The sequence below is a fragment of the Saprospira grandis DSM 2844 genome (assembly GCF_000275825.1).
GTDB classification, from domain to species: Bacteria; Bacteroidota; Bacteroidia; order Chitinophagales; family Saprospiraceae; genus Saprospira; species Saprospira grandis_A.
In genome coordinates this window covers 2,879,623-2,897,770 of record NZ_JH719942.1, presented here as the reverse complement: position 1 = coordinate 2,897,770, position 18,148 = coordinate 2,879,623, and the positions used below count along the sequence as shown (strand labels likewise).

12 protein-coding genes are annotated in these 18,148 nt (G+C 46.5%); 5 read left to right on the top strand and 7 right to left on the bottom strand.

The genetic code is table 11. The annotated features are described in order from the left end of the window. Nucleotides 1–25: 25 nt before the first annotated feature. Both SAPGRDRAFT_RS13275 and SAPGRDRAFT_RS13270 read right to left on the bottom strand, forming a co-directional pair. Nucleotides 26–670: a LysE family transporter gene (locus tag SAPGRDRAFT_RS13275; protein ID WP_002659724.1), complete on the bottom strand. Its 645-nt coding sequence runs from the start codon at nt 668–670 to the stop codon at nt 26–28. A 312-nt stretch (nt 671–982) separates the two neighbouring features. Beyond that, complete coding sequence (locus SAPGRDRAFT_RS13270) at nt 983–2,233, bottom strand: hypothetical protein (protein WP_002659723.1); 1,251 nt, start codon at nt 2,231–2,233, stop codon at nt 983–985. A gap of 445 nt (nt 2,234–2,678) precedes the next feature. On the opposite strand from SAPGRDRAFT_RS13270, the gene SAPGRDRAFT_RS13265 reads away from it, so the two are divergent. Both SAPGRDRAFT_RS13265 and SAPGRDRAFT_RS13260 read left to right on the top strand, forming a co-directional pair. Beyond that, nucleotides 2,679–3,239: an RNA polymerase sigma factor gene (locus SAPGRDRAFT_RS13265; RefSeq protein WP_002659721.1), complete on the top strand. Its 561-nt coding sequence runs from the start codon at nt 2,679–2,681 to the stop codon at nt 3,237–3,239. Between the two features lie 60 nt (nt 3,240–3,299). Next, nucleotides 3,300–4,634 carry a hypothetical protein gene (locus SAPGRDRAFT_RS13260; protein WP_002659719.1) on the top strand — a complete coding sequence of 445 codons (1,335 nt, stop codon included), beginning with the start codon at nt 3,300–3,302 and terminating at the stop codon, nt 4,632–4,634. A gap of 239 nt (nt 4,635–4,873) precedes the next feature. Here SAPGRDRAFT_RS13260 and SAPGRDRAFT_RS13255 read toward each other — a convergent pair whose 3' ends face one another. Continuing rightward, a complete protein-coding gene (locus SAPGRDRAFT_RS13255) occupies nt 4,874–7,822 on the bottom strand; it encodes a CHAT domain-containing protein (RefSeq protein WP_002659718.1) in 2,949 nt (982 codons plus the stop codon). A 246-nt stretch (nt 7,823–8,068) separates the two neighbouring features. Here SAPGRDRAFT_RS13255 and SAPGRDRAFT_RS13250 point away from each other — a divergent pair, with 246 nt between their 5' ends. After that, entirely contained in the window at nt 8,069–8,827 is a 759-nt protein-coding gene (locus SAPGRDRAFT_RS13250; protein WP_002659717.1) for a DUF2490 domain-containing protein, read from the top strand. Nucleotides 8,828–9,084: 257 nt separating this feature from the next. Here the strand turns inward: SAPGRDRAFT_RS13250 and SAPGRDRAFT_RS13245 are convergent, their stop codons facing one another. The 4 genes from SAPGRDRAFT_RS13245 to SAPGRDRAFT_RS13230 all read right to left on the bottom strand — a co-directional run bounded on the left by SAPGRDRAFT_RS13245 (nt 9,085) and on the right by SAPGRDRAFT_RS13230 (nt 12,296). Beyond that, a complete protein-coding gene (locus tag SAPGRDRAFT_RS13245; RefSeq protein WP_002659716.1) occupies nt 9,085–9,639 on the bottom strand; it encodes a hypothetical protein in 555 nt (184 codons plus the stop codon). A 4-nt stretch (nt 9,640–9,643) separates the two neighbouring features. Further along, nucleotides 9,644–10,627 carry a class 1 fructose-bisphosphatase gene (fbp, locus tag SAPGRDRAFT_RS13240; protein ID WP_002659715.1) on the bottom strand — a complete coding sequence of 328 codons (984 nt, stop codon included), beginning with the start codon at nt 10,625–10,627 and terminating at the stop codon, nt 9,644–9,646. Between the two features lie 93 nt (nt 10,628–10,720). Then, on the bottom strand, nt 10,721–11,296 hold the full coding sequence (locus SAPGRDRAFT_RS13235; protein ID WP_002659714.1) for a UbiX family flavin prenyltransferase: 576 nt from the start codon (nt 11,294–11,296) through the stop codon (nt 10,721–10,723). 82 nt (nt 11,297–11,378) lie between these two features. Further along, the gene (locus SAPGRDRAFT_RS13230; protein ID WP_002659713.1) at nt 11,379–12,296 is read right to left on the bottom strand and encodes a M23 family metallopeptidase; all 918 of its coding nucleotides are present in this window, start codon (nt 12,294–12,296) and stop codon (nt 11,379–11,381) included. A 638-nt stretch (nt 12,297–12,934) separates the two neighbouring features. Between SAPGRDRAFT_RS13230 and SAPGRDRAFT_RS13220 the strand changes: the two genes are divergently transcribed. Then, nucleotides 12,935–15,712, top strand: coding sequence for a tetratricopeptide repeat protein (locus SAPGRDRAFT_RS13220; protein ID WP_002659712.1), 2,778 nt, complete (start codon nt 12,935–12,937; stop codon nt 15,710–15,712). Nucleotides 15,713–15,894: 182 nt separating this feature from the next. Beyond that, nucleotides 15,895–18,120, top strand: coding sequence for a sensor histidine kinase (locus tag SAPGRDRAFT_RS13215; RefSeq protein ID WP_002659711.1), 2,226 nt, complete (start codon nt 15,895–15,897; stop codon nt 18,118–18,120). Nucleotides 18,121–18,148: the final 28 nt, after the last annotated feature.

Sequence of the window (18,148 nt, the reverse complement as noted above, 5' to 3'; positions counted from 1 at the left end):
CTAATTTTGTATGTGATGGGGAACTTTAGCTTAGCCAAAGTAGGCGAAGCCAAAACAATAAACCTGAAATAATTAGGCCAAAGCTAGCGACCCAACGTATTCGCTTGAGCCAAAGTTCATTTAACAATTGGCGGAGTCGGCTAGCCAGAAAAACTTTTAAAAAATCGGTTAAGATCACCATGAGCATAATGGCCACACCAAAAAAGACGAGATCTGTTTGGCTGTAGCCTCTGCTATAGGCTGTTCCGATACTAGTGAACCAAAAGAAGAGCGGAAAGGGGGTTAGGCTGTTAATTAGAAAGCCTTGTAGAAAATACTGCCCCGCTTGTTTATTGCTTAGGGGTTTTTCCTTTGTTTTTGCTTTGGGCAGCGGGCTAAACAGCAGCAACAGGCCTAAAAGAATAAGGAAAGCTCCGCCGCCTATGCTCAGGTAGAACTCTAGGTCTTGCCCTAACTCACTTTCTTTGGTCCAAGAAATTAAGAACTTTGCTAAATAGCTACTAATACCAATATAAATAAAATCGCTGATCCATTGGCCTGCCACTAGGGCAATTCCTGAGCGGCTGCCTTTTTCTATACTCACTTGCAGGATGGTAAAGAAAATGGGGCCGGTCATGATGCTAAGTAATAGGCCAAGGCCCAAACCTTCCAGAATTGCTTGCGTGAGCATTATTAACTACTTTAATAGAGATGATAAAAAGGGGGGGAAGGGATGTAATAGTTGCGCAAAGGTAGGCTTGTTTTCAGCTTTCCTTTGCTCTCTTTAGCAAAAAGGGATCAAAAAAGTTTGTTAAAAAAGCAGATTTTGGCCCAATTGCGTCTAGCAGGCGGCAAAGCCGCCGCAGGCTGAGCTGCCTGTAGGGGGGCCGAAGGCCAGACCCAGTTTTTTGAGCGCAGCGAAAAAAACGCAGGGCCGAGCAGAACTGCGAGCCCAGAAGGGAGCGACCCGAGCGAAGCGAAGGGGCAGCCCCAAAAAAATCATCTAGTTCTGCTCTAAAGGGAAAAGTTGCCAATCATCGTTTTTGCTGCGGCGATAGAGAAAATTCTTGCGGGGGCCCAATTTGAAATGATAATCTTTGAGCGGGGCACATTCGCCCTCATGATTGCATTCATAATAAATGGGCAGGTCAAAAACTTGGATGCGCCAAGGCCCTTCTTTTTGTTCCTCGCAAAAATAAAGGGCTGTTTTTTGGCTATACTCCTCAAAATTCACGGCCACAAACAAGCAGCTCAGGCGGCCATTTTTTTTGCGCCAAATCACGGTAGACAAGCCCTCTAGGGTAGAGAGTTGAGGCAAAATGACCTCTTGCTTATCGGCATTAAAATCATAGAGCCGAAACTGGTTGTGGGGATGGTCCATATACAGCAAATAATGGCCATCATTAGAGAGCGAAGTAATGGGCGAGCAAAGCAGGGCATCATGAATATTTTTGGGCATTTTAATCACATGTCCCGCCAGATCCTCTATAATATAAGCCTTGCAGCCCTCCTCATGGGCCACCACCTCAAACAGGCGTTTTGCCCCCTTGATCTTGCCCAAAATGCCGCCCTTATGGGCCTCTTCCTCCTCTTCATGCACATCTTCATCTAGCACCTTCTTAAACTCCTCGATGCCCTTATCCCAGCTAAACTCTAGCAAATGATTTTGCCGCCCCTCAATGGTTCCACGCAGCAAAATATTGCCCTCAAAAAACTCGGGGGTCACCAAATAATCAATCCGCCTTTCATGTAGGGGCAGGCCGTATTTTTGGTCAAAAGAATCTACATGTTCCCACTGTTGTTGCAGGGGGAAGCTAAAAATTTCTTCTTGCCGAAGCGTATCAAAAGGGTAGCGAAAAATGACCAGCTCCTTACCCTGATAAGAGAGGTCAAAATCATAGTGCAAATAGACCAAGAGCTCCAAGTTGCCGTCATAGGTCACATCCTCAAAATGCAGTTCTGTAATTTTGGCCTTTTGCTTATGCTTAAGAGAAATATGATGGCTATGCTCCCGGGCATTTTCGGCCCGAAACAAATAGATAGCAGACAATTTATGCACCTTATTATAGGCCACCAACCAATGGTGCTGACTATCCTGCATCACCTGCTTAATCCCAATGCCCAAAGTGTCTTTTAGGCGAAACTCTTTTTGAGCTCGCTGCTTGGCCTCGGCAATACTAAGCGAAAGCGGGGCATCACAGGCCCAAAAACTGCAAAAAAAGAGCGCAAAAACAAGATAATATAGAAATCGCATAGACTAATTTATATAGATAGGCGTTGGAGAAAGAGCTTCAAAAGAATGTTTATTTTTTTGGGGCCTCCGCTGCGGCTTCGCCTTGCGGCGCTACGTTTCGGGGCTCGCTCTTCGCTCGGCCCTGCAGCGCTTTCAGCGCTTTGGTCTGGCCTTCGGCCCCCCCTGCACATCGCTAGGCCAAAAGCGCCTGGCCCAACAGAAAAAGCTCAGTTTTAAGATCTTGCTCACCAACCATTAGAGCCTAGCCTCCGTTCTTAAACAAAATGGCCCCTAGGGCCCTCTTTTCTTTATTCTATAAAAAGAACGTTATAGCACAAACTCTACTACTTAATGAGAAGGCCTCTAAAATAGGGCAAAAAATTATTCTCAGTCCTCCCTAAGATGACCAAAAGCTGCAGTTCTTGCATCTTGGTTATAAATCACCTTGCCAAAAGCAATTTATTGCATGAGATATTCTAACAAAAGTACAGATAAAGAACTCATCCAAGGCTGCCGCAAAGGCGACCGATTGGCCCAAAAGCATTTGTACGAAAAGTATTACGGACGGATGTATGGCATTGCTATGCGTTATACCAAAAACCAGGAAGAGGCTCTAGATATACTTAACACCTCCTTTCTCAAGGTGTTTACTTCTTTAGACAAGTATAAAGATAGCAACAACCTAGCAGGTTGGATTGCCAAAATTGTCTTTAATAGTGCTATTGACCATGTTCGCCGAAACACCAAGTACAAGCAAGTCATTAACTATAATATAGAGCGAGATGGGGCGGTCCATAATGGCAGCTTGCAGCAACTGCAAGCCGAGGACCTCTTCCGCTTGATTCATCGGCTCCCTAATGCTAGCCGTAGTGTCTTCAACCTCTATGTAGTAGATGGCTATAAGCACAAAGAAATTGCAGAGATGCTCGGCATTTCTGTAGGGACCTCCAAATGGCATTTGGCCAATGCGCGCAAAGAACTTCGGTCTTTGCTCGAACAGCAAAAGCGCTATGAAACTGCTCGCTAAGTTGGCCCCATTTTTTGTACAAACATTATATGAACCACCCAAAATAAATCGCTTTAGCAAATGAAGCAGTTTTACGAACAAGATGATGATTTTATCCGCTCTCAATTAGAAGGCCATCAGTTTGAGATGCCGCCTGCTGCTTGGGAGGATATGGACAAAAGGCTCGACCAAATCCAGCTAACGGGCGCCAAGGGCAATTCTGCCTGGAGCAATTGGTTGGTGATGGGTGCTTTTGTGCTTGCTAGTGGAGCTGGCGTTTTGGCCTATCAATATTGTCTACCCTTTTTAGGGATGCCCCAAAAGATGGCCCAAAAAGAAGCCCTCTTAGAAAAAGCTGCCGAGCCCCAGCTCATTCAACTAGAAGAGCGAGCGCTAGCGGCTACAACTTCAGAAGAAGTATTGCCTTTGGCAACGGCGAATAGTACGCCTCCTCCTCCCCCAGAAAAACCAACTAAAGAAAAAGTAGTGGCGAGCTTGGCCCCTAAGGCCCAAAAAGTTATTTTGCTAGAAGAAGAGCAAAACGCTACAGAAAAGGGCCAGAATATGCATCCAGAGGTGAAGCAAACGATTTTGCCCACCCGCTATGTATATTCTGCTAGTAGCCGCGCCAAAGCCGAGCAGCTTCGCGAGATTCAGCGTTTAGAAAATTTGTCTTTTTTAGAAAAGGGCAGTTTTCAGCAGCAGCTTCACCATAGCCAAAAAACGACTCTTGATACGCCAATGATTGTTTTGGACCGTTACCACAAGGGCGGCAAAAAGCTACAGCTATCGGCTAATTTGGGCCTTAATGCGCAAGCTAAGGCCTTAGGTGTTCAGCTAGGGCTACAGCTGCAGCAAGAGCTAGATGATCAGTTTTCGCTAGAAATGGGTTTGCAGTATAAGAATATGCAGCAGCTAGGCAACAGAAGTGAAATGGCGATGCTAGAGTGGAATGGAGAGCTTCAGGAGGAGCAAATTCAAGCCATTAAGCGTTTAGAATTTTTGGAGCTGCCTATTTTGCTCAACTACAAGCTGTTGCCTAAGCATCAGTTGCAGATGGGGGCAAAAGTTAGCTACCTATTGCCTGTACAGATGACCAATGGCCAGCGTACTGCAGATGATTTGGGTTTTAATAGTTGGTCTTCTGCTGTTGTTTTGGGCTATCATTATCAGCTTAATGAGCAATTAAAGTTGGGGGTACAGTGCAATTTGGCTTTTGCCAACTTGGCCAAAAACAGCCGACAAAAAGCGCATCAGGCCAACCAAGAGGTTTCGGCCCAATTGCTAGAAGAAGATAAGCTTCCGCAGGATGAATGTCTGTTGCCCGAGCAAAATGGCAATGAGTTAAAATTGAGCAGATTGCCTTATAAGTTATACAACAACGACCTATCTATTCAGTTACAATATCAGTTTTAGGCTAGACCGGGCGAAACAAAAAAGACCTCCAGAGTTGGAGGTCTTTTTTTTTGGCCAAGCGCAAGGGAATTGGGCCAAGGGCTGGCTTGGCCCAGCGCTGCGCAGCCGTGGCCCGAAGGGCCAGACCAAAGCCGCCCTAGGCGGCTGCAGGGCCGAGCAGACCTGCGAGCGGCGCAGCATAGCGGCGGCCAGCTAGCCTTCGGCTAGCTGGCCGCGGGCCCCAAAATATAAAGAGAACACTACTTTTTGGCTTGATAAATCAGCCAGCCGAAAACTAAAAAGAGGGCAAAAACGGCAGCCCAAACAAATGGCCCATAATTAGTTTTTTGGGGTAACTCGAGGGCGTTACTATTGCCGCTCAGCCACCAAGCGGCCCAGAAAAAAGGCTGGGCGGCCACCTCATTTTGGTCCACCAACTCTAGGTAGCGAATTTGGGCGGCCTGCAGGGCCTTATCCTTTCGTTGGCCGGTCTGTAGGTAGCTATAAAAGAGCTCCATCAAAAGGCGGCTACTCTCATCATTGACCTCCCAAAGGGTGCTCAGCGTGCTAGCGGCGCCGGCATAACGGAAGCCTAGGCCGAGGCTCTGGGCTCCTTCTCCGATTTGATAGCGGCCTGCGGCAGTTTGGCAGGCAGAGAGCACCACCAAATCGGCGGCCAGCTGAAGGCTGGGCAATTCATAAGCCAGCAATAAATCATCTTGGAGGCTATCTTGAGTTTTGCTAAAAAAGAGGGCCGAATAGCTAGGCGCCATAGGGTCGGTAATGGCGTGCATAGCGAGATGGATAAACTGTGCTTGGGGTGCTAGCTGTCTAAATGCTTGTTCATTGGCCTGTTCTTGGCGTAAAAACTGGCCCTTAAAATGGGTTTCTAGAAAATCGAGTTCGGCGGTAGCGCCGGCTAGTGGCTGCAATTGTTTTCGGGCTTGGCTCCAATCCAGTGCTTGTCGGTCAATGGCTTGTCCTTGGCCCTGATAGCTAGGCGCCATAGCCAAAAAGCCTTTTGCGGAAGTTTTTTTGGCTGGTTGCAGATAAAAATTGGCTGCATAGAGGTAGCTAATGGCATAAGATCTTATGAGATAATCTAGGCGACTAAAGGGTTTTTCTTCGGCCTTGGGCAGCAGGCAGCTAAAAGCGAGTTGGGATAATTCGGCATGAGGTGAAATGAGTAAATCATATTTTGGGCGTTGGGGGATCAGCTGTTGATACAGTTTATGGGCGAGGCGAATAAACTTGTTTTTGAAAGGTTTTAGGCTTTCTCTGGGTTGTTGGACGAGTTGTTGAAAATCTTGTAACTGTTCACGAAGGTTTGTTGTTGGGCCGAGGTTAAAGAGCTTAATTTCTTCATTTTCCAGCAAAAAGCAATAGCTATTTTGGGGCCCCATAAAATAAGTTAGCAGGCTATATTTTTCTGTCTTCAATTTTTCTTTTAGTTGTTTAATATCGAGTTGTTTTAGTTCCTCTTGCCATTTGGTATAGCTAGGGTACTTTTGGGCCAACTGGCTCAACAGCTCGTCTAGTGCTTGGCGTTTTTGAAAAAGGACGGCCTGTATTTTTTGGGCTTTCAGGCTATCTATCTTTCGTTTGGCTCGGCTAAACTGGGCCTGATAATAACTAATATCTTGGCGCAGGCTGCGTTCTTCGGCCAAGAGTTCGGCAGAGATCTTGCCTAGCTGTTGAGCTTCCTTATTGCGTAAAGAGCTAAGGAGCCAGCTGCCCTTGGCCAGCTCAATTTCGATAAATGCCTGTTGGATATAAATGGGATTTTTTTCTGCTTGATCTAGGGCCATGGCTGTTTTGATAAAAGCCTCATAGACTTTTTCTGTTTGGGCTTTCAGTGCGGCTTTTCCGCCTTTGGAGCCCAGTTGTTTTTCTAATTCTTTGGCCAAGGAAATAGCCATTTGGCAGCTGTGGTATTGCTCTAGCAGAGGGGCGGAGCTTATCTTTTGGGTTTGATAGATTCCCCATAAAATGGCGAGGCCTTCTTGGCCTTTAAGTTGAGCCAGGCCCTCTTTTTGGCCTAAGCCAGCGGTTTGGAAGCGGATAGCTTCCTCAAAATACGGCTTGGCTAGATCGGCTCTATTTAGGCTGAGGGCGGCTTGGCCGAGGGCGATATAGACTTCTTGATTTTTGGCTAGTTCTCTAAAAACAGCCCCTTGTTTTCGGGCTTGGGCTAGGTTGTTGGCCAGATCTTCAAGGCCTTGGATATTCTTATCCTTCTTTAGTTGATGAATATGTGCTTTGAGTAGGGGAAACTGTGCATGGCCTCCGTAGCTCAGCAGCAATTTGGTTAGCTGGATATTGCTGCTACTCTCCTCATCTAAGAGGGCCAAATAGGCGGTTGCTTCTAGGGCAAAAAAGCTATTTTTTTGGCCTAATTCTGTAAATAGTTGGCTAGCCTTTTTTAGGAGGGGTAAGGCTTGTTCATTTTGGCCCAACTCATAATAGCAGATTCCTTTACTGGCCAAGTTTTTTGCTTGGACCCCAGCAGGTAGGGGTTCGCCATCTAGGGCGGCTAGGGCCTCTAGGGTGCGTTCAAAGTTTCCTTTCTTTCGATAGATTTGCGCCATAAGAGAGTAGGCGACAAATCGGGCATTTGGTTGTTCCAGCTTGGCCAACTGCTTGGCCCATTTTAGAGAAATTTCGGCTTCGTTGCTTAGGCCAAAATGGAAATAAGCGCCTTCTTTATAGAGAGAGAACTTCAGCTTTTCCGAATAGCGATCTGGATTTTTTTCTAGCCAGTTCAAGGCTTTTTCTAAGCGCTCTTTTTGTTCTAAAACAGGTCGATTTTCTAGGTAGCCCAGATAATAATCGGCAAAATAGTAATAAGGCAAGCTAGCGGCAGCCTCTTGCTCGGCCCAGCGCTCTTGCTCTAAGACAAAGGCCTTTAGCTCGGTTAGGTAGCGTTTTTTTCCCTTGATTTCTTTTCCTTCCATACTTACATAAGCAAAAGCAAGATTGACCAAGGCCCAATCGGCGGCCTCTTGGAAGCTGCTATTTCGCCAAAAAGGGAGTATGGGCTCTGCTTGAGCAAAGCTCTTTTGATAATAGCGCATAAGGACCGCCTGCTGCTCTTTGAGTGTAGTCAGTTGGGCCAGACTATCCTGATAAAGCTCGGGGGTTAATTTGGGTTGGGCTAAAAGCGTGCAGCTAAAGAATAGGCAACAAAGGCTGTAGATATAGTTTCGCATGAATTCTGGAAAGTTAGGTTAGTTGGGCCAATACAAAGGTAGACAATAGGCCTCAAAAGGCAGTTCTCTCAAGTTGAACAATTAGTACAACTAATATTTAACAAGACTTTAAGCTAGTCTAAATAAACTACAAAGTGAGAAATACCACAGAAGTTCCCAGCTTTTTGGGCTACACTTGCAAAGTATAAGTTACCAATCAGGTAATATACGCTAAAAACATTACGCACATTTAAAAGCTTTTATTCCATGAAGAATTATTCCTTCTATCTCAGCATTTTTTTCCTCTTTTGTTTTTCCTTTTCTCAGAACGTGCAAGCCCAGGAGACCGATGAAATTAACAATTGGTTTTTTCTGCATACGACGGCCAAGTTAAATAGCAAATGGAAGTTGGGCAATGAGTTTCATATCCGTCGGGATGACTGGGTAGAGAACTGGCGAAATTTGTTGGAGCGTCCCTATGTTACTTATTCCGTAAACAAGCATTTTTCTGCTACGGTAGGTTATACCTATATTGGTTCTTGGGCGTTACCGGGTAGCGACAAAGCCCCTCATAGCAATGAGCATAACATCTGGGAGCAAGTCAGTTTTCATCATAAGCTCAACAAGGCGATTAAGGTATCTCACAGGTACCGTTTTGAACATCGTTTTGTTGATCAGTGGGAGCACAACTTAGCTACAGATGAGTGGAGCAAAACAGATAATGTTTTCCGCAACCGCTTTCGCTATCGGATGACCATTAAATCTAAGCTTTTTAACTTTGGAGATAATCAGGACATCTACCTACATATTTTTGATGAGATTTGGGTTAATCAGGCTGACAATCTCCGTTTTAAGGGATTGGGACGCAACTGGTTATATTTGGGCCTTGGGTACGACCTCAATCCACAGCTTTGCTTTGAATTGGCCTATATGCAGCAACACGACAGCTACAATACTACAGACTACCTCAACACGCCTATTATGCAGTTGTCTATTGGCTATAAGGTGCCTGTAAAAAAGTCTTAATGTTCTTTCTTGTTTTTGGCCTTCTCCAAAGGGCCTTATCCAAATAGCTAGAATGCCCCTTTACGCTGAGTTGTAAAGGGGCATTTTTATCTTATGCTGCTCAGCGCGGAGGCGGGGCAATTGGCCTAGCGATGTGGAGGGGTGGCCGTAGGCCAGACCGAGCCGCTGAAAGCGGCGAAGGGCCGAGCAGACCTGCGAGCCCTGGAACGTAGCGCCGACGACCGAAGGGAGGCGGAGGCCCCAAAACAGCAGGCTCCTTATCTTCGTCGATTAGGTCCTTTTGGGAGCATTTCCTCGGCTAATTGCAGGCCAATTTCTTCTACAAAGCAGGCCATTTCCTTTTGGTTGTTATAGAGTCCCCAGAGGCTAGTATTTGGGCTTAGCGGGGCGCTTGTACTTTTTTGGGGCCAAAAAAAGCGGCTTGTTTTTCCATTGGCCAATTGCAACTCTATTTGATATTGTTTAGATAAGCTGCCCCAGTTCCATTTTTCTTTTTGGCTGATAAGCTGGGCGGTTATGAGTTCGCCATCGGCTAGGCAGCTACTCCGATTTTGCAAAATCTTATTTCCCTGAAAGAGGAAATAGAAAGCGGCCAACTCAAAAAGCAGCATAAAGGCCGTCATCAGGGCAAAAGAAGGCAATATTTTCAGGGCAAAAAGGAGAACAAAAAGCAGCAGGGGAAAAAGCAAGAAGCTAATTCCGATGATATAATAGCCTCGGAGTCCATGGCTAAGCGGCAACTGTTTTTTGATCCGTTCTAGATTGCGGCCACTTCCTGGGTCTAGGGCCAAAGTGGGAAAAGACTGACTCATAAGCTTAGAAATTGGGCAACAGCTCCATTTTTTCAGACAGGCGTTCCACCAAGTCTTTAGAGCCGATATAAACTGGCGTACGTTGGTGCAACTGCTGAATTTCCAGCTCCATAATTCTTTCTTGGCCATTGGTAGCGGCTCCCCCTGCCTGTTCAATCACAAAAGCCATAGGGTTGCACTCATAGAGTAGGCGTAACTTGCCAGAGGTTGATTTTGGGCTACTGGGATACATAAAAATACCTCCTTTGATGAGGGTGCGGTGCACATCGGCCACCATAGAGCCCGTATAGCGGAAGCGCATATCTTCTTCTACGCAAGTATCGATAAAGCGGCGGACCCCTTCGGGGAAGGTTTTATAGCGGCTTTGATTGACTGAATAATTCTTGCTTTCGGGAATCTTGATATCGGGATGAGAGAGACAAAACTCTCCGATAGAAGGATCGAGGGTAAAGCCGTTGACGCCTTGACCCGTTGTATAAACCAGCATGGTAGAAGAGCCATAGAGCACATAACCAGCGGCCACTTGTTCGGCCCCATCTTGCAAGAAATCTTCTAGGGTACAGGGTCCATCCAGAGAATTGCGGCGATAGATGGCGAAAATGGTCCCAATAGAAACATTCACATCAATATTAGAAGAGCCATCGAGGGGGTCAAAGGCCACCACATATTTGGCCTTTTTGCAATGCTCAAAAGCCACAAAGCTCTCTTGCTCCTCGGAGGCGATGCCGCAGCATTCTCCGCTATTTTGCAGACAAGCCTGCAGAATTTCGTCGGCCAAAATATCTAATTTTTGGACCGTTTCTCCAGAAGCATTTTCTACGCCCGCCAAGCCAATAATATCGGCTAAGCCTGCCTTATTGACCTCTCGGCTAATAATTTTGCAAGCTAGGCAAATATCTCTCAACAAGCCAGAGAGTTCGCCAGTGGCATAAGGAAGGTCTTGTTGCTTACGGATGATAAACTCGTCTACAGTGATGAGCTGTTTCATAAAGTGAAGTTGGATAGAATAAAAAATTAGGGGTACACCCGCAAATATAAGATGATTTTCAGGAATGCTTGAGGCCCCAAAGGATTTTATCGACTAGTCCGCAGATTCTCCCCAACGATAGCTATCATTTAACTGAAAACCGGCCAAATCTAGGGCCCGATCGACCACGGTGGCGGCTAGTTCCTCAAAGGTTTTGGGTTTGGAGTAAAAAGAGGGAACGGCAGGGCAAATGATGGCGCCCGCTTCTGTTAATCGCTGCATATTTTGCAGATGAATGAGGCTAAGGGGCGTTTCTCGGCTCAGCAAAATCAGTTTGCGGCGCTCTTTGAGGATGACATCGGCGGCTCGGCTGCTGAGGTCATCGGAAATGCCCGCGGCAATTCGGCCCAAAAACCCCATAGAGCAGGGGCAAACAATCATGCTGTTATATTGGGCTGATCCCGAAGCAAATGGCGCCATAAAATCCCTTTTGTCGTAAAAATCAAAGGGGTAGTTTTTATAGTCTTGGTTCTCTAGCTCTAGCTCCCAATTGTATTTGGCGTTATCGCTCATGACGACCCCCACTTTTTCCCATTGGGCTTGCAAAAGTAGCAGGCGATCAAATAATACTTTGGCGTAGATAGAGCCGCTGGCCCCAGCAATGGCAACGACGAGTTTATGTTTTTGCATAGCTTTTTTTAAGGAAACAAGTTTTTGGGGCGGGGGTTGAGGGAAAGAGATAAAAAAGCCGCCCGAAGGCGGCTTGGGGAGTCTAAAACTCAATATAATTCTGTGCATCAATCGGTTGCCCATTATACCAGAGCTCAAAGTGCAGATGCGGCCCAGAGCTCATCTCTCCAGAGTTGCCAATAATGGCCACGGCTTCTCCCGCCTTTACCCGATCGCCCGTTTTCTTGAGGCGAGCCGAATTGTGTTTGTACCAAGAAATCAGGTTGTTGCTATGCTGCACCCCAATCATATGGCCCGTATCGGCAGACCAGCTCGACATAATGACGGTGCCCGCCCGAACAGCCTGCACCACCGAGCCTTTGGGCGCCACTAGGTCGGTGCCATAATGCGCCCGAGAAGGAGCAAAACTATCCGAAACGACGCCTTTTACAGGCGGCACAAAGCTTTCTTTATCTAGACGGTCCTCATCTTCCAAAAAGACACTTTGAATCAAAGAACCCAGCTCTCGCTCCATTTCGGCACTTTCCACTACCGATTTGGTGGCATCAGATTGCTCGGGCACGCCTTGAACCGAAGCTTTTTGACCCGTTTCGGTGCTTCCGCCCGATTTAGGCTTTTTTACATCTTTTTCGTACTCAAATTCCGCATTGGCCAGCTGCTTAATGCTTTCGGTCTGAGCCTGATTATTTTCCATGTCTATTTTCAGGCTATCCATTTGCAACAACAACTGCTTGAGCTCCTTGCGGACCCCAGAATCAGCCACCGTTTTATTGCTAGAAGATAACAAATAGCTAAGTGGCGAAAAGCGAATGACCAAAACGGTTAGCAAAATAATCCCCAAGGTAATACTACTGGAAACCAGGGCCACATTGAGGGGACTCAGGCGCCAACTTTTCTCCTCTACATAGGTCTGCTCATTGACCACCACCAGTTTATGATGGGCAGAGATCCAGGGAATTAGTGGCTTTTTCTTCTTTTTATGATTAGGCGTAGCGCTCATAAAGCTCTTGATCTAAATTTTGGGATGCTTAGGGCCACTCTTTAAGGAAAGGGCCCAGAAATGGCGAAAATACGAACAAAGCCCTTATTTTTGTAGGCCTTAGGGCTTTTTTCAATAAAGCGGTTCAATTCTTCTGTTTTTTGGGGCCTCCGCCTCGCTGCGCTCGTCGGCGCTACGTTTTGGGGCTCGCAGGTCTGCTCGGCCCTTCGCCAGCAAGCTGGCTCGGTCTGGCCTTCGGCCACCCCTCCACATCGCTAGGCCGATCAAAAACTCCCTTTGGTCCTTGAAAGGCAGCCTTTGGCTGCCCAAAAGCTCGCTTTTTTGCCCCTAAACCAACAGAAAAAGCCTTTTTTTACGTTTCTAAATTAGTCTGCCCTTGACTTGGGGCAAAAAATAGGGCCAGACGGTCCTTGGCCACAACAAGCCCTTTAGGGCGCAGTTCGACGACCAAAGGGAGTAACCGATGGTAGGCAGTGCGGCGCAGCCGCAGGGCCGAGCAGACCTGCGAGCTGCCGGACGACAACAAGCCCTTTAGGGTGCAGTTCGACGACCAAAGGGAGTAACCGCAGCAAGCGCAGCGCAGCTGAGGCCCCAAAAATAAATCACTGTACAGATAGCAATTTACTAGTAACTACCTTATGCGACCATTAAAATTTATTTGGCTGAGCATCAGCCTACTGTTTCTTTTAGCCGCTTGTAAGACCAAAGACGGCGCCACCACAGGGCTGGGCAAGGCCTATCATAATGTAACTGGCCGCTACAATGCCTATTATAATGCGGGCCTCTTGGTTGATGAAAGTTTTAAGAGCTTAAATCAAAGCCATCGAGACAACTACAATCAGTTGCTGGCCCTTTATCCCTATGCTGCAGCAGAATCGGGGCAGGCAGTTTCTCCGGCCTTAGATAATGCCATTAAGAAATGCGCCATTAACATTGAGCTGCACCGCCCTAGTCATTGGGTAGATGATAGTTATTTTTTGGTTGGGCAGTCCGAGTTTTTGAAGCAAGAATATGAGAAATCTGCCGAGACCTTTAAGTACATTGTAGACAAATACAATCCAGATAAGGCCCTATCGGCTATGACGGCTGATGAGCGCAAGGCTTATAAGAAAAAAGAGCGAGCCAAAAAGAAGAAAGGGAAAAAGCGGAAGAAAAAGCGTCGTCGGAAGAAGCGAAGAAAGAAGCGTTCGAAGAAGAAAAAGAGCACTAAAAAGACCGAAAAAAAGGCTGTTGAGGAAGAAGACATTAGTGAGTTGGACCCTCCCTCCTATTTCCTCAAGCATCCGCCGGTGCGTTATGAGGCTATGCTTTGGTTGGCCAAAAGTTATGTAGAATTGGGGCGTCATGATGAGGCCGGGACCTACCTTCGGTTGTTATTGGAAGATGGTCGGGTGCGCCGCAAAATCAAGGCTGAAGCCTATGCTGTTTTGGCCCATAGTTGGTTGATACGGAAAGAATATGAAAAGGCAATTCCAGAATTGGAGCAGGCTATCGAACTGACCAGAGGCAAGCGAAAAAAGAACCGCTATGTCTATGTTTTGGCGCAGCTTTACGAGCAGCAGGGGCAGAACAAACTGGCCATGGACACCTATAAGCGGGTACTTCGGTTGCGGCCCAAATATGAGATGGAATTTAATGCTCGTTTGAAAAGAGCGACCAATGCTGCTTCGGTAGAAGACCGAAAATTCAATCCAGAATACGCCCTCAAGCGGATGTTGAGAGAGGGTAAAAATGCCGAGTACAAGGACCAAATTTACTTTGCTTTGGCCCAAGTACAATTTAGAGCGGGCAGTGAAGAAAATGGTATTTTGGCTTTAAAGCAAGCCATGGCCAACAGCCCAGAAGGTAGTTTCCAAAGAGCAGAAGCCGCCTATATGTTGGCAGAGCTATACTACAAGCGCAAGGATTATATTCCGGCCTATAACTACTACGACACCACCAGCAGAAGCATGCAAAAAGCGGATGAGCGTTTGGCGGCAGTAACTGCCCGAAGTCAGCAGCTTAAGGACTTGGCAACTAATATGCAAACCTATGAGCTCAAAGACAGCTTATTGATGTTGAGCAATTGGCCCTATGAAAAGCAGCGAGAATGGGTGCAGCAAGAGCGTAAAGAAGAGCTAGAGGCGGCCAATGCCAGCCAGGACAAAAAGCCTGCGGCGGGGCCTTCGGTCATCAATGCCAATAAAATTGCAAAATCTAATTTTGCGCTTTATAGCCCCAGCCAGCTCAAGCGTGGCGAGCGCGACTTTAAGAAGCGTTGGGGGGATCGTCCTTGGGCCGACAACTGGCGGCGCAGCAGTGGTGATGGCTTTGATACAGAAGGGCCAGATTTTGCCAGCAATGAGTTGCCTCCTGTTACGGAGCAAGATGTGAGCAACTTCCTTAAAAAAGCGGGTGTCCCTGCAGATGAGGCCAGCAAAAAGGCTACAGAAAAAGAGCTAAGAGACGCCTTATTTATGGTGGCGACCCTTTATTATGAGCGTTTGGGAGAAAATGAGTTATCGCTTAATAAATTTAAGGAATTGCAAGAGCGGTTTCCAGGCCACCCTAGAGAGCTAGAGGCCCTATTTAGCATGTACAATATTGCAGGTGCAACTGGCCAAACGGCCCTAGCGGCAGAATGTAAGCGGCGTATTTTGGACCAATATGCCGATTCGGACATTGCCAAATCATTGCAGGACCCCAACTTCCTCAATGCCAAAGAGAAAGATCTCAAGGCCATCAATGCAGACTATGAGCGCATTTATGCCATGATTCGGGCAGGAAAATCGGAAGCGGCCTATGCGGACCTAGAAAAGGTGGCGAAAAAATATGGGGCCAATAACCCACTTAAAGCTCGTTTTGCCTTATTGGGCGCTATTTGTCAGGGTGGTATGCAGGGACAAAAGGCCTATGTACAAGCACTAAGAGCGGTGGTCACTAGCTTCCCCAATACAGATGAAGAGCAAAAGGCCAAAGAAATGATTGCCATTTTGACCGGAGAGGAGGTTAAAGGCAGCGGGAAGAAGCCCATTGCCGCAGGAGAAGCCGATGAAGAGCTCAATAAAATATTTGAGAATGACTTGGCTCAGGGCCACTACATCCTCATTAGTTTTGATAATCCCTCGGCCAAGGTCAATAGCTTTAAGGGCGCGATAAGCAACTACAACAAAAAATATTATAGTCTGCTTCGTTTGAATGTATCGAGCTTGATGTTGGACGGTAAATTTCCGACCCTAATTGTTCGTAAGTTCAAAACGGGTAAAGAGGCCCAAGAATACTACAAAACGGTAGAAGGAAACAAAGAGTTTTTAGGCGAAGATGCGCCAGCGCATCAGGTCTATTTTATTGGTCAGAATAACTACCGCACCATTTTGCAAAAGCGCAACTTTGCTGATTACAAGCGCTTTTTTGCACAGACCTATCAGGAGAACTAGAAGTTTTCTGGCTTAGGGTAAAAAAGCTTGTCGATTAGTTCGACAAGCTTTTTTTATGGGCAAATTAGACGGATAAAACTAGCTTAGTTAGTCAAGGACCTAGTATATATTTCAGTCTACTTTCGCAATAAGTCAGCGAATGGCTAAAGATTCATTAAATTGGCTAGTTCAAGTCTTATCGTATGAAAAAGTACCTCTTCTTTATTTATATATTAGCTCTTCCCTACTTTGGGTACAGCCAACAAGCCAGCCTAGATAGTTTAAGGGCCATAGCCGCAGAGCAGCTTTCCACAGAAGCTAGATACGCCTATTACAAAGAGCTGGGTCGCCAAGCAGAGAAGCTCAGACAATTTGAGGAAGCCTTTTTTGCTTATGAGCAAGGAGAGCAACTATCTAGCGCCTTGGAAGACTGGAGTGAGCTGGTTGGTTTTATCTCTTTAAGGGGACAATTACTTTTGGACCGAGAGCAACTACTAAAGGCCATGCAAGCCTTTGAAGATGCTATTAGGTTGATGCGGGATAAAGTCAGTCAGGAAGAAATCAACAACTACATTTACATTGACATTGGCAACCTCTACTACAAGCGGGGCTATGGCGAAGAAGCCAAAAGGTACTATCAGTATGCTTTAGCAGGTTTTGAGCGGCAAGAAGATGTGAGTGGGATTAGTTTGGCCTATCGGAATTTAGCCTTAATCTATAAGCGTTTAAAGATGGCTGACTCTATGTTTGTGGTTTTAGACAGGTCGGCTCCCTACATACAAGAGGACCAACTGCTGGAGCAATTTAATCTTTTGACCTACTATGGTTTTGCTCATCATTTAGAAGAGGCCTATGATAAGGCTGTAGATTATGCAAAACGGGCTTTAGTTTTAGCCCAAGAGCATGCTGAGCAAATCGGTCCACAAATTGGTTTGGCCCATTTGAACCTAGCGGTTTATTTGGAGCGAGACAGCAACTACTTGGCTTCGGTAGCACATTATGACAGTGCCTTGATTTATCTTCCGATTAAAGACTTTATTCTAATCAATAAAGCGAGCGCCTTGCTTAGGGCCCAGAACATAGAGGCTGCCATGAACATTGTTCGTCGTTTGGACCAGCAGGAGCGTTTGCAGGCTATGCAAGAAAATGAGAGGCGTAAGGCCTGGGAGGTATTCATGCGGGCCTATGAAGCCAGTAAGCAGCCTCAGCAAGCTCTATTTTATGCTAAGGTTTATAATCAGTACCTTCAGGACAGGAAGCAGGCGCCCAACATGCTTAAAGAGTTAGAAATTGGGCAGGCGGCCATCAGTTTAAAAAAGGATATAGAATTGCGGGAGCAGGAGGCTGAACTGCGTTATGAACAGGCATTAAGAGAAGAAAAAGAGGCTTATAACCGGTTATATTTATCGGCTTTAGTGGCTTTGCTCCTTTTATTATTTTTCTTATTTTGGCTATATAAGCAATTGGCCAAAAACAGGAGTTTGCTTAGGGAGAGTTATGCGAAGTTGCAGCAATACAGTAAAAACCAAGACCAGCTATATGCTATTTTGGCCCATGATCTTCGTCGGCCTTTTGGGCAACTATTGCAGGCCAACCAAACTTTGGCCCAGGCCGTTTTGGGCAGTAGTTGGCAGAAGTGGGGGCAGCAGGCGGAGGAATCGGCCCAAAAGCTCTACTTTCTTTTTGAGGAACTACTGGCTTGGATTAAACAGCAAAGGGGGGGGATTCGGCCACAGTTGCAGCTTCATAAGTGGGAACAATTGCAAAGGGATCTTTTGGCCCCTCTTCAGTTGCAGCTTGCCGATAAGCAAATTAGCTTAGTGGTCCAAGCGCCTTCTCAGGCCGAAATTTATACCGATGCCTACCTTTTACAAACCATTTTGCGCAACCTGATGAGCAATGCCATACGCTTTAGTCCAGAAAAGGGCCAAATTCGGTTAAGTTTAGTGGCTAAACAAGAGGGTTTTTGCTTAGTGATTCAAGATGAGGGGGAAGGCCTTAGTGAAGAGGCTCTAGCCCATTTTTTTGAGCAGCAATCGAGTGGAAATAGTGGTCTGGGTTTATCTTTGGTCCAAAGTTTTGTGCAGCTTTTGGGTGGAAAAATTAGTGTAGAGAGCCAAAATGGGCTCTTGATTTCCATCTTTTTGCCTCAAGAAGAAATGGGGACTTTTGCGGCGCAGCAGAGCGAGCAGCGGCAATTTGGGCAGGCCCCTTCGGTGCAGCAACTAACGGCTGCTTCTGGGCTTCGGAAAGAGTTGGAGGCGCTCAATGCCTATGAAGTGGGCCGACTTTACCAACTTCGGCAAGAGCAGGCTGCAGATGGTCCTATCTATCAGGCGCTAAACAGATTATTGCAGTTGCAGTATCAGGCTAAAACCGCCGACTTTGAAGCCGAAAAGCAGCAGCTAATTGCTAGATTAATGGCTTAGGTTATTTTCCCCTCATAAAATCAGAACA